The sequence below is a fragment of the Mangrovibacterium diazotrophicum genome, from assembly GCF_003610535.1.
In the GTDB taxonomy this organism is placed as follows: domain Bacteria; phylum Bacteroidota; class Bacteroidia; order Bacteroidales; family Prolixibacteraceae; genus Mangrovibacterium; species Mangrovibacterium diazotrophicum.
In genome coordinates this window covers 169,952-195,733 of sequence record NZ_RAPN01000005.1, presented here as the reverse complement: position 1 = coordinate 195,733, position 25,782 = coordinate 169,952, and the positions used below count along the sequence as shown (strand labels likewise).

Annotated in this window: 24 protein-coding genes and 1 tRNA gene; 14 read left to right on the top strand and 11 right to left on the bottom strand. The window is 45.3% G+C overall.

The genetic code is table 11. The features are described from left to right. Nucleotides 1-53: 53 nt before the first annotated feature. The 4 genes from BC643_RS21970 to BC643_RS21955 all read right to left on the bottom strand — a co-directional run bounded on the left by BC643_RS21970 (nt 54) and on the right by BC643_RS21955 (nt 4,421). Nucleotides 54-713: a DUF2202 domain-containing protein gene (locus BC643_RS21970; protein WP_120275481.1), complete on the bottom strand. Its 660-nt coding sequence runs from the start codon at nt 711-713 to the stop codon at nt 54-56. Nucleotides 714-1,215: 502 nt separating this feature from the next. Continuing rightward, entirely contained in the window at nt 1,216-2,535 is a 1,320-nt protein-coding gene (locus tag BC643_RS21965) for a M23 family metallopeptidase (protein WP_120275623.1), read from the bottom strand. Between the two features lies 1 nt (nt 2,536). Continuing rightward, on the bottom strand, nt 2,537-3,406 hold the full coding sequence (locus tag BC643_RS21960; RefSeq protein ID WP_120275480.1) for a YitT family protein: 870 nt from the start codon (nt 3,404-3,406) through the stop codon (nt 2,537-2,539). 190 nt (nt 3,407-3,596) lie between these two features. Next, complete coding sequence (locus BC643_RS21955; protein ID WP_120275479.1) at nt 3,597-4,421, bottom strand: DUF4405 domain-containing protein; 825 nt, start codon at nt 4,419-4,421, stop codon at nt 3,597-3,599. A gap of 162 nt (nt 4,422-4,583) precedes the next feature. Here BC643_RS21955 and BC643_RS21950 point away from each other — a divergent pair, with 162 nt between their 5' ends. Beyond that, on the top strand, nt 4,584-5,999 hold the full coding sequence (locus BC643_RS21950; RefSeq protein WP_120275477.1) for an SDR family oxidoreductase: 1,416 nt from the start codon (nt 4,584-4,586) through the stop codon (nt 5,997-5,999). A 48-nt stretch (nt 6,000-6,047) separates the two neighbouring features. Here BC643_RS21950 and BC643_RS21945 read toward each other — a convergent pair whose 3' ends face one another. Together BC643_RS21945 and leuS are read right to left on the bottom strand one after the other, a co-directional pair. Next, the gene (locus BC643_RS21945; protein ID WP_120275475.1) at nt 6,048-6,545 is read right to left on the bottom strand and encodes a hypothetical protein; all 498 of its coding nucleotides are present in this window, start codon (nt 6,543-6,545) and stop codon (nt 6,048-6,050) included. Between the two features lie 98 nt (nt 6,546-6,643). After that, nucleotides 6,644-9,295 (bottom strand): leucine--tRNA ligase, encoded by a 2,652-nt coding sequence (gene leuS, locus BC643_RS21940; RefSeq protein WP_120275473.1) that lies wholly within the window; start codon nt 9,293-9,295, stop codon nt 6,644-6,646. Between the two features lie 413 nt (nt 9,296-9,708). Between leuS and BC643_RS21935 the strand changes: the two genes are divergently transcribed. The 3 genes from BC643_RS21935 (at nt 9,709) to BC643_RS21925 (ending at nt 12,921) form a co-directional block, all read left to right on the top strand. Beyond that, entirely contained in the window at nt 9,709-10,014 is a 306-nt protein-coding gene (locus tag BC643_RS21935; protein ID WP_120275472.1) for an isoamylase early set domain-containing protein, read from the top strand. A gap of 158 nt (nt 10,015-10,172) precedes the next feature. Next, nucleotides 10,173-11,699 (top strand): pyruvate kinase, encoded by a 1,527-nt coding sequence (locus BC643_RS21930; protein WP_120275470.1) that lies wholly within the window; start codon nt 10,173-10,175, stop codon nt 11,697-11,699. 16 nt (nt 11,700-11,715) lie between these two features. Further along, a complete protein-coding gene (locus tag BC643_RS21925; protein ID WP_245995047.1) occupies nt 11,716-12,921 on the top strand; it encodes an MFS transporter in 1,206 nt (401 codons plus the stop codon). Here the strand turns inward: BC643_RS21925 and BC643_RS21920 are convergent. From BC643_RS21920 to BC643_RS21905, 4 genes are all read right to left on the bottom strand, one after another. Further along, a complete protein-coding gene (locus BC643_RS21920) occupies nt 12,918-13,310 on the bottom strand; it encodes a rhodanese-like domain-containing protein (protein WP_120275468.1) in 393 nt (130 codons plus the stop codon). The two genes, BC643_RS21925 and BC643_RS21920, sit on opposite strands and share 4 nt — an antisense overlap. Before the next feature lie 43 nt (nt 13,311-13,353). Further along, nucleotides 13,354-14,241, bottom strand: coding sequence for a DMT family transporter (locus BC643_RS21915; protein ID WP_120275467.1), 888 nt, complete (start codon nt 14,239-14,241; stop codon nt 13,354-13,356). Nucleotides 14,242-14,319: 78 nt separating this feature from the next. Further along, nucleotides 14,320-14,757, bottom strand: a complete 438-nt coding sequence (locus BC643_RS21910; RefSeq protein WP_120275465.1) for a peptidylprolyl isomerase — start codon at nt 14,755-14,757, stop codon at nt 14,320-14,322. 61 nt (nt 14,758-14,818) lie between these two features. Further along, nucleotides 14,819-15,613 (bottom strand): CPBP family intramembrane glutamic endopeptidase, encoded by a 795-nt coding sequence (locus BC643_RS21905; protein ID WP_147377302.1) that lies wholly within the window; start codon nt 15,611-15,613, stop codon nt 14,819-14,821. A gap of 410 nt (nt 15,614-16,023) precedes the next feature. Between BC643_RS21905 and gdhA (BC643_RS21900) the strand changes: the two genes are divergently transcribed. The 10 genes from gdhA (BC643_RS21900) to BC643_RS21855 all read left to right on the top strand — a co-directional run bounded on the left by gdhA (BC643_RS21900) (nt 16,024) and on the right by BC643_RS21855 (nt 23,927). Then, nucleotides 16,024-17,376, top strand: a complete 1,353-nt coding sequence (gene gdhA, locus BC643_RS21900; RefSeq protein ID WP_120275462.1) for an NADP-specific glutamate dehydrogenase — start codon at nt 16,024-16,026, stop codon at nt 17,374-17,376. 160 nt (nt 17,377-17,536) lie between these two features. After that, nucleotides 17,537-18,871, top strand: a complete 1,335-nt coding sequence (gdhA, locus tag BC643_RS21895; protein WP_120275461.1) for an NADP-specific glutamate dehydrogenase — start codon at nt 17,537-17,539, stop codon at nt 18,869-18,871. A gap of 147 nt (nt 18,872-19,018) precedes the next feature. Then, nucleotides 19,019-19,783, top strand: coding sequence for a TatD family hydrolase (locus BC643_RS21890; RefSeq protein ID WP_120275459.1), 765 nt, complete (start codon nt 19,019-19,021; stop codon nt 19,781-19,783). A 13-nt stretch (nt 19,784-19,796) separates the two neighbouring features. Next, nucleotides 19,797-20,843, top strand: a complete 1,047-nt coding sequence (locus BC643_RS21885; RefSeq protein ID WP_245995046.1) for an asparaginase — start codon at nt 19,797-19,799, stop codon at nt 20,841-20,843. A gap of 60 nt (nt 20,844-20,903) precedes the next feature. Beyond that, nucleotides 20,904-20,991: transfer RNA gene (locus BC643_RS21880), tRNA-Ser, on the top strand. Nucleotides 20,992-21,140: 149 nt separating this feature from the next. Further along, nucleotides 21,141-21,959 (top strand): MotA/TolQ/ExbB proton channel family protein, encoded by an 819-nt coding sequence (locus tag BC643_RS21875; RefSeq protein ID WP_245995045.1) that lies wholly within the window; start codon nt 21,141-21,143, stop codon nt 21,957-21,959. Between the two features lie 8 nt (nt 21,960-21,967). Further along, nucleotides 21,968-22,423 (top strand): hypothetical protein, encoded by a 456-nt coding sequence (locus BC643_RS21870; RefSeq protein ID WP_120275457.1) that lies wholly within the window; start codon nt 21,968-21,970, stop codon nt 22,421-22,423. Nucleotides 22,424-22,457: 34 nt separating this feature from the next. After that, nucleotides 22,458-23,036 (top strand): biopolymer transporter ExbD, encoded by a 579-nt coding sequence (locus BC643_RS21865; protein ID WP_120275455.1) that lies wholly within the window; start codon nt 22,458-22,460, stop codon nt 23,034-23,036. Between the two features lie 2 nt (nt 23,037-23,038). Beyond that, a complete protein-coding gene (locus BC643_RS21860) occupies nt 23,039-23,512 on the top strand; it encodes an ExbD/TolR family protein (protein ID WP_120275453.1) in 474 nt (157 codons plus the stop codon). Nucleotides 23,513-23,585: 73 nt separating this feature from the next. Further along, the gene (locus tag BC643_RS21855; RefSeq protein ID WP_170154656.1) at nt 23,586-23,927 is read left to right on the top strand and encodes a cupin domain-containing protein; all 342 of its coding nucleotides are present in this window, start codon (nt 23,586-23,588) and stop codon (nt 23,925-23,927) included. A gap of 47 nt (nt 23,928-23,974) precedes the next feature. Here the strand turns inward: BC643_RS21855 and aspS are convergent, their stop codons facing one another. Beyond that, entirely contained in the window at nt 23,975-25,732 is a 1,758-nt protein-coding gene (gene aspS / locus BC643_RS21850; protein ID WP_120275450.1) for an aspartate--tRNA ligase, read from the bottom strand. Nucleotides 25,733-25,782: the final 50 nt, after the last annotated feature.

The following is a 25,782-nucleotide window of genomic DNA, read 5'->3' as shown; positions in this document are numbered from 1 at the left end:
CGACGAATATTGGTTGGAAGATTTTAATTCCAAATCCGATCCATACATATCCTTTATTTGGAGCCATAGTGGCCGCGGCTATCCGTGCTGGCGATGATCGCATCGAACAATTCCTGGCTGATGAACTGAGGGCTGTAAGTGTACGTTTCGTCCAGGTTTTTCAGGTTCGAATAAAAGGCGCGGAGATGGTTCATCGAGCCTTCGGTTAAATTGCCTAAAACCTTAACAACGTCAGCATCTTCAAATTCTTCGGATCGTGCTTGCAAGTCTTCAATGTCGAAATCTTCGATCGTCATTCCGACTTCGAGTGCTGCAAGGATGGAGCTTTCTCCCGAAGTGGTCAACGCGATGTAAAGCTGACGGATTTCGTCAATCGAAAATTCACCGTACGTGTCGTTGTCCGGGTAGTCGATTTCGTACGAGATCAACAATTTTTCCATCGCGTCTTTGTGGTTTTGTTCGCTGTCGATAATGTTTGCAAAGACTGTTAAATTCCATTTTTCGTTGAGGTAGTAATAAACGTCTCGGGCCATTTTTTCTTCTTCAAAAACGAAGACTAAGTTTTCGGTCTGTATCTCTGTTAACGCGCTTTTCGTTAGGGGCGTATCAAAATCCGTGGGTTCGGCTTCCGATAGTGACGATTCGCTGCACGATACGATTGTAACGAGCATGGCAACCAGGGTCATCAATTTTAAAAGTGGGTTTGTTTTCATGGTGCTGTATTTTTTGAATTTCCGAGAAAAAAACTTAGAAAGGGGTGGAAGAACAACGCGTGGGGTGTAACTGTGGATGTACCGCACTGCTCCTGTTTTACCCTACCGGAATTCAATTAAAATGCAGCTGGAATTTAGCATGACATTGCTTTCAGTATTTACAATCGATGAAAATCGAAAGATCATCTTATTTGTTTAACCTCGGATTCGAGGATGCCGGAGGCATTCTATATTTATAGAAAATAAGGAGAAGTTGACGTACGACTCCGGCGGGAGTCGAATGAGTCCGGTTGTTTTTTGGACTATAAATATTTAAATCCTTTGGATTTTAGTGATAGCCCTGATGAGACCGTTGGAATTTAAGAACATTCGTCTGTTGCGTTGAAGCTCAATGCCAAAACTAATTCGAAGGCATGTCTATTGGTAGATCTTCCCCCTTGCTCGTCAGGATTTGTAATCCTGACGTCTTAAACGCGGATTTGTAATCCGCATAACTCGAATGCTAGTTTGAAGGCATCTCGGCTGGTTGGTCTTCCGGTAACGAAGCTTGCAGTTGTGGTTGAGTTGCTGGTTGCTCGTCGCCAAACGGAATTGCCTGCAGGCGGAGCATCAGTGAATCTTTCAGTTGGGTGTATTGCGGCATCAAGGCCTCTTTGACCGGCTCAACAGGTGGTGCTTTCAATTTCAGCGGGTCCATAGCCGATCCGTTTTTAAATACGCGGAAGTCGAGGTGAGGCCCGGTTGCCAACCCCGTTTTTCCAACATAACCAATCAGCTGCCCTTGTTTGACGCGAACGCCCGGCGCCATGCCTTTGGCAAAGTTGTTCAGGTGCATGTAGCAGGTGGTGTATACTGAGTTGTGCTTGATGTAAATGTAATTACCGCCACCACCGGCCTGGTAGCCTTTGCGGGTAACCACGCCATCGCCGATACTGTGAACGGGTGTTCCGGTTGGCGCAGCATAGTCAATACCCAGGTGCGGACGGCTAATCTTTAGTACCGGGTGCAGGCGGGCACGCGAAAAGTGCGAGCTGATTCGCGAGAACTTAAGCGGCGCTTTCAGGAATGCTTTTTTCAGACTCTTTCCCTGGTCGTCGTAGTAGCTCATAATGCTGTCCTGCTCGAACTCGAAGGCGTAAAAATCCTCGCCCATGTGTTCGAACTGGCAGGCGTAAATGGCGTTGATGCCCACAGAAACACTGTCAACAAAATTCTCTTCGTAGATCAAACGGAATTTATCGCCTTTTTGGATGCCGAAGAAGTCGATTGTCCAGGCATAAATTTCGGAAAGCTCGATGGCCAAAACCGGGTTGAGGTCGTTCCCCGTCATGGCATTCCACAGCGATGATTCGATAACGCCTGATGCGGTTTTCAGCTCCTGGGTCACTGGCTTTTCGCCTTTGTAAATGTTCAGGCTATCGTCGAGCTGGTAAACCACATATTCAATCGGGTCGATTTCGTAAATGAAGTATTTAGCCAGCTTGTTGGTGTCGGGAGTGCAAAAGAAGTAGCAGTTGTTGCCTTGTTTCAGCTTGCGCACATCGAAAATAGGTTTCGATTTACGTGCAATTTCATCAATGGTTTGGTACGAAACTCCCCGGTTAACCAACAAGTCGGATAGGTTTTGATTGCGCTTGATGGAGCTCGCTTCAACGTAAAACGAATCGACCGGGAGGCCGAACTTTAAAATCGGTTCGGGGATAACTTCGGGCTCGGGGATAACTTCTGCTTCAGGTTCCGGATTTTGTTTGTAGATAAAAATCCAGGTTACCAATGCAATTCCAATGACAATAAAAATCCCTTCAGCCCAATATCTTTTCATACTAAATTTTGATGTTTTCGAACCCATTGCCGTAAACCCCCATCACACTACCCATGGAGATAAAAGCATCCGGGTCAATTTCCTTTAATTTTCTGAAAATCATGCTCGATTCGCGTTTGCGAACAACGGTCATGACAATTTTAACGTTTTCCTTGGAGTACCATCCTGTGCCGTCGAGTACTGTAACACCTCGGTTGGCATTTTGATTAATGTAATCCGCAACTTCATTAAATTTCTTCGAAAATATAAAAATTTGAGCAGAAGCATTGGCTCCGCTTAAAAAAGCATCAATCGAATAAGAGACCACCCACATGGATACGTAGCCATACACCAGCTTTGCCGGCGAGTGGAAAACAAAGTAACTGGACGCAATAATAATGACGTCGCAGTACATGATTACCCGGCCCGGGCTGATGTTGCGGTATTTGTTGATAATCATGGCAATGATGTCGGTTCCGCCGGTGCTGCCACCGCGCGTGAACACCAGGCCGATTCCCATACCACCCAGCATGGCGCCCAAAACAGCCGAAAGGAAAGTGTCATCAATCAGTGGTTCTTTGATCATTCCGGGGGTGATCCAAAACAGGAGCGTTGCAACGAGCATGCTCCAAATGGTTTTCACGCCGAAGCTGGCGCCCAAAACTTTGATGGCAACCAGGATCAGGAAAACGTTGATCACAAAATAAGAGATCGCAATCGGAAACTTGGTGCTGTAATAAATTACTGTCGATACACCACTAATTCCTCCACCGGTGATTTCAGCAGGAATCAGGAACAGTGTCCACCCAACAACATACAACGACATCCCCACGGTAATAATGAGGTAATCAGTAAGCAGGGTCTTCAACTTGAATTTACGTTCTTCAGTCATTTTAGCAATTTATGTGTAGCGTTTCCGCTCCGTTTTTTCGTGATTTTAAAATTGGCTGCAAATGAAGAATATAAAATATGAAAAAATCCTGCTAAAAATCATCTGGTGAAGGAATTAAGAAAAGATTATGAAACGGCTTAAGAGTCAGTTAACCTGAGGGTTCCCCGGATGAAATGCTGACGCTTGATTTTTAATTAGGCGGCTGGTTAATTAAATCGTAGATTTCTTTCGGACTGATGCCATTCTCATCGCCAATAGCGCGCAGCGTTTGGTCCTTGTCTGCAATGATCGCGTTGTCTTCCAAAAGTAAAATTACGTCGTCTGCATTTTTATTTAGCTCGGTGCAAATCGTTTCCAGTGATTTTCGGCCAATGCCGCTTCCCTGCATTTGTGAAGCTGGTTTTTGGGTGATTTGCGCGTAAATCTCCATTGGCGTTTGGTTGTTTAGCTCGGCTATTTCGCGCAGGGTTTGTGTCGAAGCGTTTTCGAAAGCGATGTTGTGCCGTTTCAATTTTTCGGTAATTTGATCCAGGCTGAGGTCTGGTAATTGTGTGTCCAGCTCGGCAAGGGTGAGGAGTTCGGCATGCGGAACCGGTGGTGTTTCCTCTGTTTTTTCCCAAGAAGCCGTCAGGTTTTCACTTAAATTCATGACCGAGCTGAAAGGAGGAATAGAAAAGACAGTCCCGATAAAGAAGATGACGACTACAACACTGGACCATACCAATTCGCGTTTCTTGCTGTGGCTTTTTTCTGTTCTGGCTCGCAGGTAACTTAGAAACGCTTTCCAGTTAATGCTGAACAGGTGAAGTAGGGAAAGGATAACAAAAGCGAATGAAAAGATGGTATGAATGGCTTGCCAACCTTCTTTGGTTGCACCGAGTAGTTTCCAATTCACCCAGTGCGCGTAGCGTCCCGGAGGAGAAACATATAAAACTAAACCGGAAACAAGAACGATGATGAGGCTGTAAGTGAGGCCAAAGCTGATAAATGCCCGCCACGAGAATTTGTTTTTCATTGTTGATTCTTTTTAAGTTGATTTTCGTTTTGGCGATTGGACACGAATAAGTTCGAAAACTTGCGGGCGGACGTCCTCTTTTTTATTCGGAACTTAGGACGACTGCAACCGTGCACCCCTGTTTGCCGTTTTAGGATAAAAGCGCTGAATCCTTCTAATTTTATGAAGATACTATTGACCGGGGCAACCGGATATATCGGAAAAAGATTGCTGCCTGTTTTGGTGAACGAAGGTCACCAGGTGGTGTGTAGTGTGCGCGATGTTCAGCGCTTCAATCCGGTAAAATCCATTCGGGAACAGATTGAGGTAATCGAGAACGATTTGACCGACAGGGAGTCGCTGCAAAATATTCCGGAGGATATTGATTTTGCCTACTACCTGGTACATTCCATGTCGACGGCAAGTGATTTTGATGAGCTGGAGCGGCGCTCGGCTGTTAATTTCCGGGATGCCATGCACGCGACTCGTGTCAGGCAGGTGATTTATTTGAGTGGTATTGTCAATTCGCAGACTTTATCCAAGCACCTGCAATCGCGAAAAACGGTTGAGGATGAACTGGCGCTCGGTGATTATGCGCTGACAACGATTCGGGCCGGAATTATCATTGGTTCGGGTAGTGCTTCGTTCGAAATTATCCGCGACGTGGTGGAGAAATTACCGGCAATGGTTGCTCCCCAATGGCTGAATACGCGCTGCCAGCCAATTGCTATTCGCGATGTGATCCAGTTTTTAACGGGTGTGTTGGGGCGCGAGGAAACCTACAAGCAAAGCTTCGATATTTCCGGGAACGAGATTTTGACTTATAAAGAGATGTTGCTGGAGTTTGCCCGTGTCCGCGGTTTGAAGCGCTACATCGGCGTTGTTCCGGTGATGACGCCGCGGCTGTCTTCGTACTGGCTCTATTTCGTCACATCAACGTCCTATAAATTAGCCTGTGCTTTGGTGGACAGCATGAAGGTTGAAGTGGTAGCCAAGGATCAGCGATTAACCGAGATGCTCGGAATTCAACCACTGTCGTACGAGGATGCCATTGTTAAGGCCTTCAAAAAGATTGAGCAAAACGAAATTGTTTCGAGCTGGAAAGATTCCACGATCAGCGGGCGGCTGAATTACCAAATCTCCGATTTTATCAATGTTCCCCGCTTTGGTTGTTACCGCGATGTGCGGCGGCGGCGAATTCGGGATATCGAGGCTTGTGTGGAGCGGATCTGGCGAATCGGTGGCGACAATGGCTGGTATCATGGCGACTGGTTGTGGCGAATCCGTGGATTTATGGATGAGCTAACTTGGGGCGTTGGTTTGCGCCGCGGCCGGACGAGTATCGATAAAATTGAAGCGGGTGATACGCTGGACTTTTGGCGGGTTTTATATGCCAATCGCGAAGAGGGACGTTTACTTCTGCTGGCTGAAATGAAGATTCCGGGGGAGGCTTGGCTGGAATTTCGGATACAGGGAGACGAGTTGGTACAAACGGCGACATTCCGCCCCAAAGGAGTTGGCGGGCGTTTGTACTGGGCAATGGTTTATCCATTCCATGGCTACATTTTCAGCGGCCTAATCCGGAAATTGACAGAATAGCCTGAGGGCTTAGCAGATATTTTTTTTGGTTTTCAGCAGTCGAAGAGATTATTGGGCCACAATTGTTGGGCTGAAATCCCATTTCGTTTTCTTGAAGCGTTTTCCGCGACTCAGCATTTGGACGCCTTTGATGGTTATAATGGTGCCTACTGTTATGAGGGCGGGCGAATAAAGTAGAATTAAACGTGAGTAGCCTCCCTCTACAATTGCGACTCCTGTACCATAGATTCCCGCTGTACCCAGAGAACCTCCTAAAATACTGAGCAGTACTCCGGATGTTTTGGAAGAATATGTTTTTGCAAATAAAATATTGATTTCCGAAAATGTGATTGTGTCTGTTCCAATCACTAAAGCGTCATCTTGTATTTGGCTGATTTTCCCTTTTATCCGGTTGTCACTTGTTGTAATAACGACTTTTGCTCCTCGTTCAATCTCGAAACTCAGCTGGTTTTTTAAATGGGTTAATCTGATTGAGTTATAATCTTGTGCTTGTGTTGTTAATGCTGCGCAGAATGCTAAAATTAGTTGCAGAAGAATTGTTTTCATTGTTTGGGGATAGTTGATTGGTTGAATAAATGTACTAAACAAAAAAGATCCGAACCAATAATGGCCCGGATCTTTTCAATATTTTGTAGATGTGGTATTTATAAAACCACATTGATAATCTTTTTCGGTACGATAATGACTTTTTTCGGTGTTTTACCATCAAGCCACTTTTGTGCAGCTTCGTGTTCCATCACCGCTTTTTCAATGGCATCTTTGGCGGCATCAACCGGCATTGCCAGTTTGAAGCGCACTTTGCCGTTGAATGAAACCGGGTATTCGAACGTGTCTTCCACCAGGATGCTGGTGTCAGCTACCGGCCACGGTTCGTAAGTCAAGGTTGCGGTGTTGCCGTACATTTGCCACAATTCTTCGGCAAGGTGAGGCGCGTAAGGAGCCAGAATTTTTGCAAAAGTCTCGGCTGTCGCTTTGGTTACTTTGCCTTTTTTCATGGCCAGGTTGTTCAATACCATCAAGGCTGAAATACCGGTGTTGAACTTCAGGTTTTCAATGTCGTCGCCAACTTTGATGATCGTTTGTGCCAACAACTTCGCCATTTCCTTGTCTTCTTCGCCTTCCACAATATTGTCGAGGTTTCCGAAGAAACGGTAAGCACGGCCCAGGAATCCGAACACTCCTTTTACGCCGTTCTCGGCCCAAGGCTTGGTGTCGTCCAGCGGTCCCATAAACATTTCGTACAGACGCAACGAGTCGGCTCCGTATTTCTCAACCACATCGTCGGGGTTGATCACGTTTTTCAGTGACTTCGACATTTTTGCCACAATCTGGCGCAGCTCTTCGCCGGTCTCGATGTGGAAATATTTGCCTTCTTTTTCTTCAACCAAATCCGAAGCAATTTTGGCACCGGTCTTGGTCTCGTAAGCAAATGCCAAAATCATTCCTTGGTTGAACAGCTTTTGGAACGGCTCGTTGGTTGAAACGATTCCCAGGTCGAACAGCACTTTGTGCCAGAAACGCGAGTACAGCAAGTGCAGCACGGCGTGCTCGGCACCGCCAATATACAGGTCGACCGGCATCCAGTAGTTTTCTACTTTCGGGTCGAAAATCGATTCGTCATTTTTCGGGTCGATGTAGCGTAGGTAGTACCAGCACGAGCCCGCCCATTGCGGCATGGTGTTGGTTTCGCGACGACCTTTGCGGCCGTTTTTGTCAACCACAGTCAACCAGTCGCCGGCGTTGGCCAACGGAGATTCACCACCCTCACCCGGTTCAAATTTTTCCAGTTCAGGCAAGGTTACCGGAAGATCTTCATCTACCAGTTCAATCTCGCCATCTTCCCAGTGGATAACCGGGAACGGCTCGCCCCAATAACGTTGGCGGCTGAACAACCAGTCGCGCAGTTTGAAGTTGACAGTTGCTTTACCAATTCCTTGTTCTTCCAACCAGCCAATCACTCTCGCGATCCCTTCTTTTTTGTTGAGTCCGTTGATGTCGATACCGGTTTCGGCGCTGGCTGAGTTAATGTAGGCGCCATCTTCGGTCCAGCAGGCTTTGCCGGCCAAAACCTGATCGCGCAATTCAGCTTCCGCATCTTTCGGATCGAGGATACAGATGATTGGAATTTCGAATTTTTCAGCAAACTCGAAGTCGCGGGTGTCGTGCGCCGGAACAGCCATGATGGCTCCGGTTCCGTAACCCATCAACACGTAGTCGGCCACCCAAACCGGAATTTGTTTTCCGTTGATCGGGTTGGTGGCGTAGCGGCCGGTAAATACACCGGTTTTATCTTTATTCAGCTCGGTACGGTCCAGGTCTGATTTCAAAGCAGCAGCCTGAATGTACTTTTCAACTTCTTCTTTTTTATCGGCGGTTACTATTTCGCTCATCATTGGGTGTTCCGGCGAAATAACCATGTAAGTTGCTCCGAACAGCGTGTCAGGACGAGTGGTGTACACGCGCAGCTTTTGGTTGATGCCTTCCAATGCGAAGTCAACTTCCGCACCGGTCGATTTACCAATCCAGTTTTTCTGCATGTCTTTTACACCTTCCGGCCAGTCCAGTTCATCCAAACCTTCCAACAAACGTTGCGCGTAGTGAGGAATGCGAAGCAGCCATTGTTTCAGGTTTTTGCGATTCACTTGGTGTCCACATTTTTCGTGCGATCCGTCGGTCAACACTTCTTCGTTGGCACAAACTGTTTTACAGTTCGGACACCACCAAACCTGGGCATTATCGTAGTAGGCCAAACGTTTTTTGCTGATGTATTGGTTAACAGCAGCGTCACCTTCAGCTTTTACTTCAGCCGGAATTGGCAGTTCGCTAATTGGGCGACCTTTTCCTTGTTCTGCATCAAAATACGTATTGTACAGTTTGGTGAAGATCCACTGTGTCCATTTGAAATATTTCGGATCGGTTGTGTTAATCTCGCGATCCCAGTCGTAACTCAATCCCAGGGTTTTAATCTGGCGACGGAAGTTGTCGCAGTTTTTCTGGGTTGTAATCGAAGGGTGCGTTCCCGTTTGAATGGCATATTGCTCGGCCGGCAAACCAAACGCATCCCACCCCATGGGGTGAAGCACGTTGAACCCTTTCATGCGTTTGTAACGGCTGATGATGTCGGTTGCTGTGTAACCTTCGGGGTGTCCAACGTGTAGCCCGGCACCTGACGGATAAGGGAACATGTCGAGGATATAATATTTCGGTTTCGAAAAATCGTTTTCCGTCTTGAAGGTTTTGTTCTCCTCCCAGTAAGCTTGCCATTTCGGCTCAATGTCCCAGAATTTGTATTCCATGGTATTGGTTGGTTAAAAGCATTTTAAGGTCGCCGACCTTTGTGTTAAACAATGTTAGTTGTGGTTTTTTGGCGGTGACATTTTTCACCATTCATGTTACCACTTAAAACTGAGGCGCAAAGATAGAAAAAACTGCGTAGACTAGGTGTTGAAAAATATGACTTAAATCGGTGGAGCTCATCTAAAAGCTGCAGGCAGTAATCGCTTCGCTCCGGAAAATGATCAGGTTTGCACTATTTTATATTGTCGCGTTAACAATAACATCCTGAATGATTTACTGAAAAGTAGGGAAATATTAAGTTATTGCGAACAAATGACTGTTTTGAAAGAAAATGAAAACCGATATCTTTTTGAGTATTCTATTTTTAGTTTTTAAAATCAAGTGATTACGTTAATAGAAAATTGTTATTGGTATGAGTCTAAAGAAACAAATGTTAAAATCAAAGCCGGTTTGTAAGGTTACATTCCGTGTGTCAAAAGAGATGGCCGCCGGGGCAGATACAGTTACTGTTGTTGGAGATTTCAATAATTGGGATCCGATTGAAACCCCGCTGAATAAATTGAAAAGTGGTGAATTTACCGGTGTTGTTGAAATAGAATCCGGTAAAACCTATGAGTTCCGTTACCTGGTTGGCGGGCAAGACTGGTATAACGACCCTGAAGCAGACGGCTACGCAGCTAACAGCTTTGGTGGCGAAAACAGTGTTTTAAGCGTGTAAGATAAACAGACTTAGATAATAGGCAGGCAGGTTGTCGATTTTTTAAAGATCGGCAACCTGCTTTCATTTTTAGGTTTCCGGAGCAAAAGCAATTTATTTCGACTTTTTGTTAAAAGCAGAACAATGTGTTTATCTTTGGTTGAGAACACTGTGATGCTATGACAATAGAAGAATTAATCGATCAATTGCTGAAAATAAGAGAGTCAATTTTAGCTTGTGAAACAGAATACAAGCCACTGATTGATTCCGTTCACCCGAATTATCATTACTCGGCCCGGAACTTTGTCCGCTACCTGCGGCTACGAACTTTCGAGTTGCGCCCCATTCAGGAGGAGTTGTCGGCGCTGGGCTTGTCGTCAATCGGTCACTCCGAACGTTATGTGTTGGCCAATATCGAAAATATCCTGTATTTTCTTCATTTGTACGTTGGGCAGTCCTTTCAGGGGCGCTTTGGGCTTGGCGAACATCCGGTCAATTATTTCAAGAGTCTTCATGTTTTGGATGAAAACACCGATCGGCTTTTGGGCAAGTCGAACCAACCCTTTCATACCCGAATCATGGTAACGCTGCCAACATCGGCTGCCGAAGATAAGCAGCTGATTCGTGACCTGATGGATGCGGGGATGGAAAATGCCCGGATAAACTGTAGTCACGATTCGCAAACCGAATGGGCCCGAATGGCTGCAAATGTTCGCGAAATTGCAGTGGAGACCAAGCGCGATTGCAAAGTTTATATGGATCTTCCCGGACCCAAGTTACGTACGGAGCAGATCGTCCGCTTGGGCGAAAATGCAGGCTCGAAAGATTTCGTTCGACTGGAGGCCGGAGATTACTTGCGTGTTGACGTCGCCGAGCGAAACGATATGGTTTTTGGATCCGAAAAAGCGAGTGTTGTGATTTCAATCGCTTCGGTAGTTGCTGATGTGAAAGTTGGCGAACGAATTTGGTTTGACGACGGAAAGATTGGCGGAATGATTGAAGCTGTTCTGCCGGATTCGTTTTTGGTGAAAATCGTAAAAGCGAAAGTTGGCGGAACGAAACTGAAGGCAGAGAAAGGAATTAATTTGCCGGATACCAAGTTGAACCTGCCGTCGCTGCCGGATGAAGACCTTGAAAATCTCCCCTTCATCCTGAAACATGCTGATTTGTTGGGCTACTCGTTTGTACGAACTGCCGCCGATGTTGAATTTCTTCAGCAAAAACTGAAAGAACACGGTCGGGAAGATATTGGCGTGGTGCTGAAAATTGAAAATGAAGAAGCGTTCAGCAATGTGCCGGAACTTATTTTGACAGCGATGCGGAGTCCAAATATCGGGCTGATGATTGCCCGTGGCGATCTGGCTGTTGAGTTGGGACCGGAGCGGATTTCGGAAGTGCAGGAAATGTTGTTGTGGCTTTGTGAGGCAGCTTTCATCCCAAATATTTGGGCCACACAGGTTTTTGAGCACCTGGCGAAAGAAGGAATTGCAACCCGTGCCGAAATTACTGATGCGTCGATGTCGGCTCGTTCCGAATGTGTGATGCTGAACAAGGGCGATCATATTGTTGAGACCGTTCGGATTCTGTCGAGTATCCTGGGGCGGATGGAAGCACATCAGTATAAGAAAAAGGGAACGCTTCGTCCGTTGAATGTTGCTTCGCGCTTTCTGGATCAACGAAATCGGGGAGTCGATATGATCAAATAATAAAAGGAGACTGACTATGCCGCATCGAAAATCAATCATCGAAAATAGGAATTTACAGTTGATTTTTGGGGTGACGCTCGTTGCTGTGATGGGCGTGGCGAGTATTACGCCGGCTTTTCCGGAAGTGATTCAGTATTTCCATATCACCGCCCGGCAGGTTGGCTGGTTGATTGTTTCTTTTACGCTGCCCGGAATTTTCCTGACTCCGCTTACCGGTATTTTGGCGGATCGTTTAGGTCGAAAAGTGATTTTGATTCCGTCGCTGGTCTTGTTCGGGTTGGCCGGTTTTGCTTGTTTCTTTGTCCGCGATTTTTACTGGTTGCTGCTGTTGCGCTTTGTCCAAGGTGTTGGAGCCAGCAGCTTGGCAAGTATCAATATTACCCTGATTGGTGACTTATTCTCCGGTAACGACCGTGTGGCTGCTATGGGCTATAATGCCAGCGTGTTGAGCATCGGCACGGCATCCTATCCTGCCATTGGCGGACTGTTGACTGTCATGGGCTGGCAATTTGTTTTCCTCCTTCCGATTTTATCGGTACCTCTGGCAATTTTGGTTTTGCTCTATTTGCACAACCCCGAACCTGCGGGACAGACCACATTGAGCACTTATTTTTCCAATGTTTGGCAAACGGTGAATCGGAAAATTGTCTGGGGACTTTTCGGTGCTAACATTTTGTTGTTTGTGATTTTGTATGGGGCCTATCTGACTTATTTCCCACTGTTGTTGCGTTCGCGCCTGGATTCGGGATCGGTGATTATCGGCGGAGCCATGTCGCTGATGTCGGCAGTAACTGCGCTCACTTCGTTTCAGATGCCCAGGATTAACAGGCTGCTCAGTCCGAAAAAGCAACTGCTGTTTGCAAGTATGTTTTATTTGGTGTCGATGCTCATATTGGGAAGATCTTTCAATTGGGGCAGCATTATTACCGGGATCGTCGTTTTCGGGCTCGGGCACGGCGTTTTGATTCCGGCTTTGCAGAATATGATGGTTGGTTTGGCCTCAATCCAGGAGAGGGCCGCTTTTATGTCGCTAAATTCGATGGTGTTGCGGGTTGGACAAACCTTGGGGCCGCTGCTGATTGGTGTTTTTTACGAATTTGGAGGAATTCGCACCGCCTTTGCCGGAGGTGCCGCCGTTGCTGTATTGATGTTTTTGCTGATTCTGATCCTGGTGAATCCGTCGAAGGAAGATGCTGTGACACAGAAATCAAAAGCCGGCTAGCACCCGCAGTTGGTAAATTCTTTGTTTTCTGCAAACTTCCCTTGTGTCTCGTAGCCATCGCGCTTCCACCATTCCAGTCCACCGATTAATTCTTTCACTCGAAATCCCAATCTGGAAAGTTGAAAAGCGGCTTTCGTTGAGGCATTGCAGCCAATGCCGTCGCAATAAGTGACGTAAAGCTTTGCGCGATCGAGTTTCTCCGTCGATTCGATGTTGATTTCGCGATGCGGGAAATTGATTGAGCCGGGAATGTGTTCTTTGTCCCAGGCTTCAGCCGAGCGGGCATCCACGACGATGATGTCGTTTTTCTTTTTGAGTGCTTCAGCTAAATCCCAGGCGTCAGTTTCGTATTGTAATTTCTGTTTGTAGAAGGCAATTTGTTCTTTCATGGTGCGTAGTTTCCCTATTTAAACAGGGCTCATTCCCGAAAGTTTACTCAACCAGTTTTAATATTCTGCTGCGTTTGCCGATGCTGTAGTTAATGATGACCAGCGATATGCAGGACAAAACGATGACGAATGCACCCAAGGTCTCGGTTGTAGAGAAATGTTCTTCGAAAATGAAATAGCCCGAAAGTAAATTGAGCACCGGAACCATCGACTGAAAAAGTGATCCTGTTGCGACATTCACGTAGCGGTAACCTTCAGTCATGAATAGCTGTCCTATTGTAGCAACCAGCCCGAGAATGATCAGGATTGTCAGGTCGAATGAGTTTCCTTGGCCTTGTGTTAATCCGGATGGGATAAGAAAGAGCCAAAACCCAATGATGCTTTGCGCGAAAAAGATCGCATAGGAGTTGTCGCTGTGGTGAAGTTTTTTCACATAAACGACGGCCAGTGCTGTGGTGATGGAGCCACCAATGGCAATTAGTTCGTTCCAGCCAAATCCTGCCATCGCGCCATTTGTGCGGCCAAGTGAAAGAAGAACCAATCCGGCAATGGAGGTAAAGATAGGGATGAACTTGATGCCTTCAACTTTTTCCTTCAGCATAAACATGGAAAGCAAGGTCGCAAAAGCGGGGTAGGAATAAACGTAGGCTGATCCCTTTCCAATTCCAAGCCGAACGATTGCCAGGTAGAACAGGTAAACCGCGATGCCACCAATCAGCCCCCGGATGAACAAGGTTTTGCGGTCGCGGAATTTGAGCGGGATTAGTTTAAACATGGCCAGTATGCCGATGATTGCCAACCCAATTGTGAATCGGACAAAGCTGGAGTGGAAGGATGAGACGTGGGGAATCATTCGAACCAAAACGGCCATGAAGGCAAACATGACGACAGATGTTAGGGTGAAGACGATCCCTTTAAAGTTGTTTGACATCGGGTTCAGATTAAGTGATCTGGGTAGTTCGGGGGATAAATAGGAGCTAAAAAAAGCCGGTGGGAACCGGCTTCTGATTTATTCTTCGATGATTACAATCTTTTCAATGACATCGCCCGGCCGGATAGCGTCGATCACATCGAGCCCCTCGTACACTTTGCCAAAGCAGGTGTGTTTGCGGTCGAGGTGTTTCGTGTTTTGACGGTTGTGGCAAATAAAGAATTGAGAGCCACCTGTGTTGCGACCTGCATGTGCCATTGAAAGCACACCGCGATCGTGGTATTGTTTTTCGCCGGTCAATTCGCATTTAATTGTGTAGCCTGGGCCGCCTGCTCCTGTTCCATCCGGGCAACCTCCCTGAATTACGAAACCAGGAATTACGCGATGGAATGTAAGTCCGTCGTAAAAGCCCGACTTGGAAAGTTTCACAAAGTTTTCTACTGTTCCGGGAGCATCATCTTCGTAGAACTCCAATTTCATGACACCCTTTTCCGTGTAAATCTCTGCTTTTTTCATTTCTCTTCTTTGTTAAATATTTCAGCTTCAAAAATACAAATTATCCGAATGTGAAACTCTGCTAAATTTCGACTTGATTCTTTTTATAGATCTGAAGAAGCGTGATTGACAGAGCCGCTGCCGCAAGCAGATAGAGAAAGAGGTAAATTTTTGTATCCGGAATTAAGCTGGATATGCTTTCTATTTGCCCTGAATAAACGATGATGATGTACGCAACGGCATTGTTGAGTATATGCAGAATGATGCATAACAGCAAGGAGCGTGTTTGCCAATAAACAAAGCCGATGAATAAACTTAAAATAAATGAAATAACCGCTTGCAGTAACGAAACATGGAATATAGAGAAGAGTAAGGCGGTTCCTAATATGGCAAGGCCGGGTTTGTAATTTTTCAAAAAGCCGCGCAGAATAATCGACCGGAATATCAGCTCGTTTAATACCGGCGATATCAGAACGACGTAAAGGAACGAGCCAAACTTATTGGTTGAGAGGTTGGAGAAATAGATTTGTACAGTACTGGTTGCCGGTACAAACTGTTCAATCGGTTCCATCAGGAAGATTAAAGCCAGCCCCCCCAGAATCGCCCATAGTAAGCTGGAGTTCAGCGAGGGCGACAATTCATCCGACAGGCTGTATAAATCCTCTTTTTGTACTCGCTTGTAAGCCCAGTAAAAAACGAGTATTTGAGCAAGGATTTTTGAAGTGTAAAAATAAAATGCGTCCAGTCTTGTGATCGTGGTGGAATCATTGATGATAAAGCGGACGATACAATACGGAATTAATAATGCAGCTATTATTAGTACGAGACGTAGCAATAACAATATTGATTGATAGGCCGATGGGTAGTTTGGCTGCATTTTAGATTTCCGGTTTTTTTTATCATTCTTAAGGCTTGTCAAATTTAGTTAAATACATCAATTCCTTGCCTGACAATCAATTAAATTTGACGAACAAGCTGATTTGCAACATGAATTGCGGTTTTACGCCCACAAGAGAGTTTTTTTTATATATCGAAGATTAAAAGGTGAAATGACTTTTAGATTATTAGATAAAACCTGTTTTTTGTTTTGAGTTGATGATCTTGTTGGTGGTAATTGATTGAAATTCATTTTGTTGTGTTGAATAGCACCTTCCCATTTACAGAATTATTTCCGAACTTGATAATAATAATTGTGTTACAGAGCCGGGCTGAGGCAGCCGGGGGGAAAGTCGATTTTTAGGTTGGAGAGGTGCTGGCGGTCTGCCTGGCGAAACTAAAACTTTAGCTATGAAAAAACCAATTGAAAGCTTCATCGACGAGTTTATGTTACGCGTCAAAGCACAGGATCCCAATCAGCTTGAATTTCACCAGGCCGTGCACGAAGTCATTGAGTCATTGGCTCCCTTTCTTTTAGATCATCCGAAATATTTAAAAATGAGAATCCTGGAACGTTTGGTTGAGCCCGAGCGTGTCCTGCATTTCCGAGTTCCCTGGTTGGACGATCAGGGGAACATCCAGGTGAATCGTGGTTTCCGGGTCGAGATGAACTCCGCGATCGGTCCTTATAAAGGAGGTTTGCGATTTCACCCAACCGTAAATTTAAGTATCATGAAGTTCCTCGCGTTTGAGCAGACCTTTAAAAACAGCCTGACCAGTTTGCCAATGGGTGGAGGAAAGGGAGGTTCGGATTTTGACCCGAAGAATAAATCAGATCTCGAAGTGATGCGCTTTTGCCAAAGCTTCATGACGGAGCTGTTTCGGCATATTGGCCCCAATACCGACGTGCCGGCCGGCGATATTGGTGTTGGTGGTCGCGAAATCGGTTTTTTGTTTGGGCAATACAAACGCTTGCGGAACGAATTTACGGGTGTTTTAACCGGGAAAGGAATTGAATGGGGTGGTAGCCTGATTCGCCCCGAAGCAACGGGTTACGGAACCGTTTATTTCGCACAGGAGATGATGAGTACGAAGGGGGAAGATTTGAAAGGTAAAGTAGTTTGTATTTCCGGATCCGGAAACGTTGCGCAATTCGCAGCTCAAAAGGTGTTGGAGCTGGGGGGTAAAGTTGTCACCATGTCGGACTCCGGTGGTTTTATTCACGATCCGGATGGGATTGATCCGGAGAAACTCGAATTTATATTCCAGCTGAAAAACGAGCAGCGTGGACGAATCAAGGAGTACTCAGATAAGTACGGCTGCCCGTATCATGCAGGTCAGCGGCCCTGGTCGGTTGCCTGCGATATCGCTTTGCCCTGTGCTACCGAAAACGAAGTTCACAAAGAGGATGCCGAGCACTTGCTGAAAAACGGCTGCCAGGTTGTTGCCGAAGGAGCGAATATGCCTTGTACGCCCGAAGCAGTACACCTGTTCCTGAAATCGAAAATATTATATGCTCCGGGTAAGGCCGCAAATGCAGGTGGAGTTGCCGTTTCCGGTTTGGAAATGGCGCAAAACAGCATGCGACTCAATTGGACACGAGAAGAAGTGGATGCCCGCCTGCATACGATTATGAAAACGATTCATGCCATGTGTCTGAAACATGGTGCGCAAAAAGATGGTTGGATTAATTACGTCGACGGGGCCAACATCGGGGGCTTTGTAAAAGTAGCCCAAGCCATGCTGGCTCAAGGGGTTGTTTAGGTGAAATTGAAAAGACCGGGTTTGGGGCCCGGTTTTTTTATTGCTATTAAACATTAACAGGTAGTGCAAACTTGTTCGAAAATCAGTTTTTCGTGTCGTTTTCATCGTTTCCTTTGTTGACAATAAAAATTTCAATCATTTAGAATCAATCTCAACGATCATGAGAACGGACATGAATGAATTTATGCAGGCATTAATTGCCAAGACTCCGGGTGAAACTGAGTTTCACCAAGCAGTTCAGGAAGTAGTAGAAACAATTTGGGACGTTTATCAGAAAAATCCCCGATATCAAAAAGCAAAAATATTGGAACGTATGGTTGAGCCCGAGCGGGTAATCATGTTCCGGGTGCCTTGGATCGACGACAAAGGCGAGGTGCAAATTAACCGCGGTTACCGGGTTGAATTCAATTCAGCATTGGGACCTTATAAAGGCGGTTTGCGCTTTCACCCCACAGTGACGCTTTCAATTCTGAAATTCCTCGGATTCGAGCAGACTTTCAAAAATAGTCTGACCACCTTGCCAATGGGCGGTGGAAAAGGCGGTTCTGATTTCAGCCCGAAAGGAAAATCGGACAATGAAATCATGCGTTTTTGCCAAAGTTTTATGACTGAGCTTCAACGCCACATTGGACCGAATACCGATGTTCCGGCTGGTGATATTGGTGTTGGCGGTCGCGAAATCGGTTACTTGTTTGGTCAATACAAACGGATTCGGAACGAGTTTACAGGTGTGCTCACCGGAAAAGGCCTGGCTTGGGGCGGAAGTTTGATTCGTCCGGAGGCAACTGGCTTTGGTGCTGTTTACTTTGTGCACCACATGCTTGATCATTTGGGAAAAGACATTGTCGGGCAGACCTTTGCCGTTTCCGGATTTGGAAACGTTGCCTGGGGCGCGATCACCAAGATTAATGAGCTCGGCGGAAAAGTTGTGACAATCTCCGGCCCCGATGGCTATATTTACGATCCTGCTGGTATCAGTGGTGAGAAGATCGATTATTTGCTGGAGTTGAGAGAAACCAATAACGATGTTGTTGAACCATACGCCAACGAATTTGGCGCACAATTCTTCGCCGGGAAGAAGCCATGGGAGCAAAAGGTCGACATTGCCATTCCTTGTGCCACGCAGAACGAGGTGGATTTGGAAGACGCCAAAATGTTGGTGGCAAAAGGCTGCTTCTTGTTAGCTGAAGCTTCCAATATGGGATGTACAGCCGAGGCTGTAGAATATTTGGCAGACCATATTAATTATGCACCGGGAAAAGCTGTCAATGCTGGTGGCGTTGCTGTGTCCGGGCTCGAAATGACACAGAACAGCCAGCGATTGAATTGGACGCGAGAAGAAGTTGATGCTCGTCTGCATTTGATTATGAAGGAAATTCACGATACCTGTGTTCGGTACGGAAAAAACGGCGAGCGGATTAACTATGTGAAGGGTGCCAACGTTGGGGGCTTTGTGAAAGTTGCCGACGCTATGCTGGCACAGGGCATTGTATAAAAAGAATCGAATTCTGAATTTTTTTAGGATACCGGCTGAAAGTTAATCGACTTTTAGCCGGTTTTTTGCAAATTAGTAATAAGATAATATTTGGGAAACCGCCAGTTCGGATTTCCTTGTTTTCTTTGTTTGAAATTATCTCAAGAAATGTTGATCGATACACATTCTCACATTTATACGGAAGATTTTTCCGATGACATTGCTGAAGTGATCCAGCGCGCGTACGAAAATGAAGTCCGAAAAATAGTACTCCCGAATATCGACAGTTCCACCGTTAAAAAGCTGCTCGATTTATCGGAACAATACCCGCAAATTTGCTATCCGTTAATGGGACTTCATCCTACATCAGTGAATGAGGATTATGAGGAGGAACTCGAATTGGTTGAGTTCTGGCTTCAAAAACAAAAATTCTACGGGATCGGAGAAATTGGTATCGACCTGTATTGGGACAAGACTTTTGTGAATGAGCAAACAGATGCTTTTCGGCGCCAAATCCGGATGGCTATTAAATATGACTTACCGATCGTCATCCATTTCCGCGAATCGTTTAACGAGGTGATGGCTGTTTTGCAGGAAGAAAAGGTTCCCGGGCTTCGCGGCGTTTTCCATAGTTTTTCCGGAACAATTGAGCAGGCACAGCAAGTAATCGACCTTGGGTTTAAATTGGGCGTAAACGGCGTGGTGACCTTTAAAAATAGCGGGATGGACAAAGTAATTGAAAAGGTTGACCCATCTCATATTATTTTAGAAACAGATGCCCCATATTTGACTCCTGTACCGTTTCGTGGAAAACGTAATGAAAGTTCGTATCTGATTTACGTGGCGAGAAAAGTTGCCGAATTGCACGGAATAAGTGTTCAGGAACTAGCCAGACGATCAAGCCAAAACGCAGAAAGTTTGTTTCAAATTTGAAAAAGTATACTTGATGCTCATTAACCCTATGAACAGCCAGGTACCGTCTATACTAATTATTTATACCGGTGGGACAATCGGTATGGTTCAGAAGGAAGGTGGTGCATTAAACCCGGTGAAGTTTGATCAGATTTTGGATGAAGTTCCGGAATTAAGCCGTTTAGGCTACCATTTAGAGTCGTTGACATTCTCACCTCCGATCGACTCGTCGAACATGACGCCGCGCAAATGGTCCAAGCTCGCCAAATTAATCGAAAAAAATTACAGCAGGTTTGATGGTTTTGTTGTCCTCCACGGAACAGACACCATGGCCTACACTGCATCGGCGCTGAGCTACATGCTCGAAAACCTCGATAAGCCGGTGGTACTAACCGGATCCCAGTTGCCGATCGGTATTTTACGCACCGACGGGAAAGAAAACCTCATTACTTCCATTGAAATAGCAGCCGCAAAACAGAACGGGATGGCTGTTGTTCCCGAAGTGTGCATTTACTTCGATTTTAAACTCATGCGCGGTAATCGGACTAAGAAACGCCACGCCGATCACTTCAGTGCATTCAATTCGCAGAATTATCCGCTGCTGGCTAAAGCAGGGGTCGATATAAAGTACTATTTTGAGAATATTTATTATTCCCGAAAAAAGGGAATATTAAATGTGAACACGGCTTTTGATGAAAATGTCGTGGTTTTGAAAATTTTTCCGGGTATTAGCAAAGCCGTTTTTGAGAGCATCGTGAGCATTCCCGGGCTTCGCGGAATCGTATTGGAAGCTTATGGCTCAGGAAATGTCCCAACCGCACCATGGTTCATTCGATTGATCAGGAAGGCAACCCGTCTCCGGATTCTTATTGTCACTGTAACACAGTGCGAAGGAGGGGCCGTCAAGATGGGGCACTATCAGACGAGTCAGGAACTATTGAATGCCGGTGTAATCAGCGGAAAAGACATGACGACAGAAGCCGCTGTAACCAAGCTGATGTTTTTGTTGGGACAAGGTTTAAGTGAGGACGATATCAAGCTTTACATGAATAAAAGCATGAGCGGTGAAATAAGTGAGTAGTTATTTTTTTTTCACAATTTTTTTGTAATTTGCAGCCCGAATTTACAGGAGCCAGATCTTGGAGAGGTGCAGGAGTGGCTGAACTGGCACGCCTGGAAAGCGTGTGTACCTCAAAAGGGTACCGAGGGTTCGAATCCCTCTCTCTCCGCAGTTCCGTTCTTTGTGAAAAACTTAAGCATGAAAAAATTGAAAATGTTTTGGAAAGGGTAGAAGGTTCATTACTATTCTGACAGAATAATCAATACAAATAGTATAAAAATAAAAATTAAGGAGATTTACTAATTAAAATTGAAACCAATGATGAAAAAACTATTTGCGTTTATAGCAGTTCTTGGGATGCTTTACATTGGAGCATCGAACAATGCCGTAGCTCAGGATCAAACCGAGGCTGATTCAACTGAAGTTGTTGCTGCTGAACCGTCTGCACCAGCTGTTTCTGCTGATGCAGAAGAAGAAACAGCTGCTACTGCTGAGCAAGGTCAATCTTTGCACAGTGAGCTGAAACAGAAGTTCATCGAAGGGGGCGCCGGATTCATGTCATTCGTATTGATCTGTTTGATCTTAGGTCTTGCATTGTCTTTGGAACGTGTTATCTATCTGAACTTGTCAACTTCAAACAACAAAAAATTATTGTTGAAAGTTGAAGACGCTTTGGCTACAGGTGGTATCGAAGCTGCAAAAGAAGTGTGCCGTAATACTCGCGGTCCTGTTGCAAGCATCTTCTACCAAGGTCTTGATCGTTCAGACGAAGGTATCGACGTAGTAGAAAAAACAGTTGTAGCTTACGGTGGTGTACAAGCTGGTTTGTTGGAAAAAGGTTTGAGCTGGTTGGCTCTGTTTATTGCTTTGGCTCCTATGTTAGGGTTCATGGGTACAGTAATCGGTATGATCGAGGCTTTCGATGCTATCGAAGTTGCTGGTGATATTAGTCCTGCGTTGGTTGCCGGTGGTATTAAAGTGGCCTTGATTACAACAGTATCTGGTCTTGTTGTTGCGATGATTCTTCAAATTTTCTACAACTACTGTTTGGCTAAAATCGACAGTATCGTAAACAGCATGGAAGACGCTTCTATTTCTTTGATCGACATCTTAGTAAAACACAATCTTAAAAAATAATTGAAGTTATGAAACTAGAAAAAGTATTAAGCATTCTGATGTATGTACTTTTGGCAGTTTCAGCTATCTTGATTGTGTCAATGATGATGAATCTTAGCGATGATAAAGCTGATGCTACCATGGGAACCTGGATCAACACAAACTTGTCTTGGTCATACATCCTGTTGGGCGCCAGTACTATTATTGCACTTGTATTTGCGTTAATTCACACATTCTCGGATAAAGCTGCTGCTAAAAAAGGCTTAACAGCTCTTGTATTTGCAGGCGTAGTTCTTGTTCTTGCTTACGTTTTAGCATCGGACGCTATTCCTCAATTCTATGGTGTGGATAAATTTGTTGCTGATGGTAGCTTAACCAACACTGTTTCTAAGTGGATTGGTACTACTTTGTATGCAACTTATATCCTGTTGTTCTTAACAATTATCGCCATCGCGGTAGCACCGTTAACTCGTTTATTGAAATAATTTATTGTGGATTAATTACAGGAAAAATTAGATTATGGCTAGAAAAGTACCTGAAATACCCGCAGCATCTTTGGCTGATATTGCCTTCATGTTGCTTATCTTTTTCCTGGTAACGACCACAATGGATGTTGATAGCGGTTTGGAACGTAGATTGCCGCCAATGCCACCTGAAGATCAACAAAATGACGATACACCTCCTATTAAGGAACGTAACGTTTTCGTGGTGTTGGTAAATGCTAACGACCAATTACTGGTTGAAGGCGAAATCGGTCGCGTTGAAGAGTTGAGAGAAAAGGCCAAAGAATTTATGGCTAACCCTAATAATTCAGAAAATTTGCCCGAAAAGACTTATAAAGAAGTTCCTTACTTCGGGGAATATGGAATCACAAAAGGGGTAATCTCACTGCAAAACGACCGTGGTACATCGTACGGAACATATCTCGCTGTTCAAAACGAGTTGGTTGGTGCCATTAATGATTTGAGAGAAGAATTAGCAGAACAAAAGTTTGGCAAATCGTTTGAGAAACTCGAGAGCGATCAACAAGACGCGATTAAAGAAATTTATCCGTCTAAGATCTCCGAGGCCGAACCTAAAAAAGTTGGAGGGAAATAAGTATGTCTAAATTTAGAAAAGATAGTGGTAAAGAATTGCCACCAATTTCGACAGCTTCATTGCCCGATATCGTGTTCATGTTGTTGTTCTTCTTCATGGTTAGTACAACGATGAGGGAAGTTACCTTGATGGTTAAGGTTAAAGTTCCCGCAGCCACTGAACTATCCAAATTGGAAAAGAAATCATTGGTAAGTTATATTTACGTAGGTGAGCCGATGCCGCAATACCAACATGTATTCGGATCAGAACCACGTATTCAGTTGAACGATCAATTTGCTCAACCATCTGATATTTTAGACTTCATTACAGCTGAGCGTGAAGCTCGCGATGAAGCTGAGGTGCCAATGATGATTACATCTCTGAAAGTTGATGAATTCGCAAAAATGGGTATCGTTTCCGATATCAAACAAGAGTTGCGTAAAGCTTCTGCGTTGCACATCAACTATTCGTCAAGAAAGAAAGACACTGAAAAGTAATCTTTTTAAGACAATACATAGAAGGGAAACTCATGCGGGTTTCCCTTTTTTCATTTGTAAACTAAACGACATCATGGCTACACTAATGTTCGACGAAGTCCCTTATGAAAAAGTAAGAGAAGGTTTGGAACGCAAGATCATCCATACCTCTAACCTGATGACCGTGCTGATTGATTTCACGGACGGCCCCTGGGAACAACCAGAGCCGCCGCATAGTCATCCGCACGAGCAAACATCCTATGTTGCAGCGGGAGAGATTATCTTCTTCTGTGAGGATGAAGAACCCGTAAAATTGAAAGCTGGGGATATGTTTGCTGCTCCATCCGGAAAGAAGCATACGATTCAATTACTGACGCCGACTGCGCGTTTAGTGGATAGTTTCAACCCAATTCGGGAAGACTTTTTGAAGAAATAAAAAAGGGAGCGTTGAGCTCCCTTTTTGCATGATATCATCGTTGATGATTATTTGTCTTCTTTCAGATCGAGTTTGATATTCAGTTCGTCCAACTGAGCATCGGCAATTGGTGATGGTGCATCGTTCATCACATCGCGTCCTGAGTTGTTTTTCGGGAATGCAATGGTGTCGCGGATACTGTCTAAGCCACAGAACAGTGATACCAATCGGTCGAAGCCGAAGGCGATACCCGCATGCGGAGGAGCTCCGTATTTGAAGGCGCTCATTAGGAAGCCAAATTGCGCTTCAGCCGATTCTTTAGTGAAGCCCAGCAAATCGAACATTTTCGCCTGCAATTCTGAGTTGAAAATACGGACAGATCCACCACCGATTTCAACGCCGTTGATCACCAAATCGTAAGCGTTTGCACGAACTTTACCCGGATCAGTTTCCAGCAACGGAATATCTTCCGGTTTCGGAGCCGTGAACGGGTGGTGCATCGCGTAGAAACGCTGTGTTTCTTCGTCCCATTCCAGCAATGGGAAGTCGATCACCCAAAGTGGTTTGAATGTATTTTTATCGCGTAAGCCGAGTTGGTTGGCCATTTCAAGGCGCAATTCACCCAATGCTTTCAATGTTTTTTCTTTGGCACCCGACAGTACCAGTACAAGATCGCCGGTTTCAGCTCCACAAATGTCAGCCCATTGTTTCAGGTCTTCTTCACTGTAGAATTTGTCCACTGATGATTTCAGGCTACCGTCTGTGTTACACTTCAGGTAAACCATTCCTTGGGCGCCAATTTGCGGACGTTTCACCCAATTGGTCAAAGCGTCCAATTGCTTGCGGGTGTATTCGCTGCAGCCTTTAGCACAAATAGCACCAATGAATTCAGCGTCGTCGAAAACTTTAAAGTCTTTTCCTTTTACCACTTCGCTGATGTCGTTGATCAGCATTTCGAAACGGATGTCCGGTTTGTCTGAACCGTATTTCGACATCGCTTCAGAATAAGGCATGCGAAGGAATTCGCCTACTTCTACATTTTTCGTTGTTTTGAACAACTGCTTTGTCAAACCTTCGAACATGTTCAACACGTCTTCTTGTTCAACAAACGACATTTCGCAGTCGATTTGCGTGAATTCAGGCTGACGGTCGGCACGCAAGTCCTCGTCGCGGAAGCACTTTACAATTTGGTAGTAGCGGTCGAAGCCAGCTACCATCAATAGTTGTTTGAAGATTTGCGGCGATTGTGGCAACGCATAGAATTCACCCGGGTTTAAGCGGGATGGAACCACAAAGTCGCGTGCTCCTTCCGGAGTCGATTTCATCAAAACCGGAGTTTCCGTTTCAATAAAATCGCGCTCGTTCAAATATGTGCGAATTTCGTGTGCCATTTTCGAACGCAGCACCAGGTTTTCGCGAACCGGGTTACGGCGCAGGTCCAGGTAGCGATACTTCATCCGGATATCGTCTCCACCGTCACTTTCATCTTCAATGGTAAACGGAGGAACAGCCGACGGGCTCAAAATCGAAAGTTTGCTCACTTCAATTTCAATGTCGCCGGTAGGAATATTTTTGTTTTTACTGCTGCGTTCGCGAACAGTTCCGGTTACCTGAATTACAAATTCGCGGCCCAGCTTTTTAATATTCTCTTTCAGTTCAGCAGACGAGTTCTCATCAAAAACCAGCTGGGTAATTCCAAAGCGGTCGCGTAAATCAACGAAAGTCATTCCGCCTAGTTCACGTTTCCGTTGTACCCATCCGGCCAATGTTATTTCTTTACCCTGATGTTCGATACGAAGTTCACCACAGGTGTGCGTTCTGTACATAATGGTCGTTACTTTTTTGTTTGCCTGCAAAAATAAACAGATTTTAGCAA

Excerpts from the sequence above, each read along its gene's own strand:
- BC643_RS21970 (WP_120275481.1), bottom strand. The coding sequence starts at position 713 with ATGAAAACAAACCCACTTTTAAAATTGATGACCCTGGTTGCCATGCTC.
- BC643_RS21965 (WP_120275623.1), bottom strand. The coding sequence starts at position 2,535 with ATGAAAAGATATTGGGCTGAAGGGATTTTTATTGTCATTGGAATTGCA.
- BC643_RS21960 (WP_120275480.1), bottom strand. The coding sequence starts at position 3,406 with ATGACTGAAGAACGTAAATTCAAGTTGAAGACCCTGCTTACTGATTAC.
- BC643_RS21955 (WP_120275479.1), bottom strand. The coding sequence starts at position 4,421 with ATGAAAAACAAATTCTCGTGGCGGGCATTTATCAGCTTTGGCCTCACT.
- BC643_RS21950 (WP_120275477.1), top strand. The coding sequence starts at position 4,584 with ATGAAGATACTATTGACCGGGGCAACCGGATATATCGGAAAAAGATTG.
- BC643_RS21945 (WP_120275475.1), bottom strand. The coding sequence starts at position 6,545 with ATGAAAACAATTCTTCTGCAACTAATTTTAGCATTCTGCGCAGCATTA.
- leuS (WP_120275473.1), bottom strand. The coding sequence starts at position 9,295 with ATGGAATACAAATTCTGGGACATTGAGCCGAAATGGCAAGCTTACTGG.
- BC643_RS21935 (WP_120275472.1), top strand. The coding sequence starts at position 9,709 with ATGAGTCTAAAGAAACAAATGTTAAAATCAAAGCCGGTTTGTAAGGTT.
- BC643_RS21930 (WP_120275470.1), top strand. The coding sequence starts at position 10,173 with ATGACAATAGAAGAATTAATCGATCAATTGCTGAAAATAAGAGAGTCA.
- BC643_RS21925 (WP_245995047.1), top strand. The coding sequence starts at position 11,716 with ATGCCGCATCGAAAATCAATCATCGAAAATAGGAATTTACAGTTGATT.
- BC643_RS21920 (WP_120275468.1), bottom strand. The coding sequence starts at position 13,310 with ATGAAAGAACAAATTGCCTTCTACAAACAGAAATTACAATACGAAACT.
- BC643_RS21915 (WP_120275467.1), bottom strand. The coding sequence starts at position 14,241 with ATGTCAAACAACTTTAAAGGGATCGTCTTCACCCTAACATCTGTCGTC.
- BC643_RS21910 (WP_120275465.1), bottom strand. The coding sequence starts at position 14,757 with ATGAAAAAAGCAGAGATTTACACGGAAAAGGGTGTCATGAAATTGGAG.
- BC643_RS21905 (WP_147377302.1), bottom strand. The coding sequence starts at position 15,613 with ATGCAGCCAAACTACCCATCGGCCTATCAATCAATATTGTTATTGCTA.
- gdhA (WP_120275462.1), top strand. The coding sequence starts at position 16,024 with ATGAAAAAACCAATTGAAAGCTTCATCGACGAGTTTATGTTACGCGTC.
- gdhA (WP_120275461.1), top strand. The coding sequence starts at position 17,537 with ATGAGAACGGACATGAATGAATTTATGCAGGCATTAATTGCCAAGACT.
- BC643_RS21890 (WP_120275459.1), top strand. The coding sequence starts at position 19,019 with ATGTTGATCGATACACATTCTCACATTTATACGGAAGATTTTTCCGAT.
- BC643_RS21885 (WP_245995046.1), top strand. The coding sequence starts at position 19,797 with ATGCTCATTAACCCTATGAACAGCCAGGTACCGTCTATACTAATTATT.
- BC643_RS21875 (WP_245995045.1), top strand. The coding sequence starts at position 21,141 with ATGATGAAAAAACTATTTGCGTTTATAGCAGTTCTTGGGATGCTTTAC.
- BC643_RS21870 (WP_120275457.1), top strand. The coding sequence starts at position 21,968 with ATGAAACTAGAAAAAGTATTAAGCATTCTGATGTATGTACTTTTGGCA.
- BC643_RS21865 (WP_120275455.1), top strand. The coding sequence starts at position 22,458 with ATGGCTAGAAAAGTACCTGAAATACCCGCAGCATCTTTGGCTGATATT.
- BC643_RS21860 (WP_120275453.1), top strand. The coding sequence starts at position 23,039 with ATGTCTAAATTTAGAAAAGATAGTGGTAAAGAATTGCCACCAATTTCG.
- BC643_RS21855 (WP_170154656.1), top strand. The coding sequence starts at position 23,586 with ATGGCTACACTAATGTTCGACGAAGTCCCTTATGAAAAAGTAAGAGAA.
- aspS (WP_120275450.1), bottom strand. The coding sequence starts at position 25,732 with ATGTACAGAACGCACACCTGTGGTGAACTTCGTATCGAACATCAGGGT.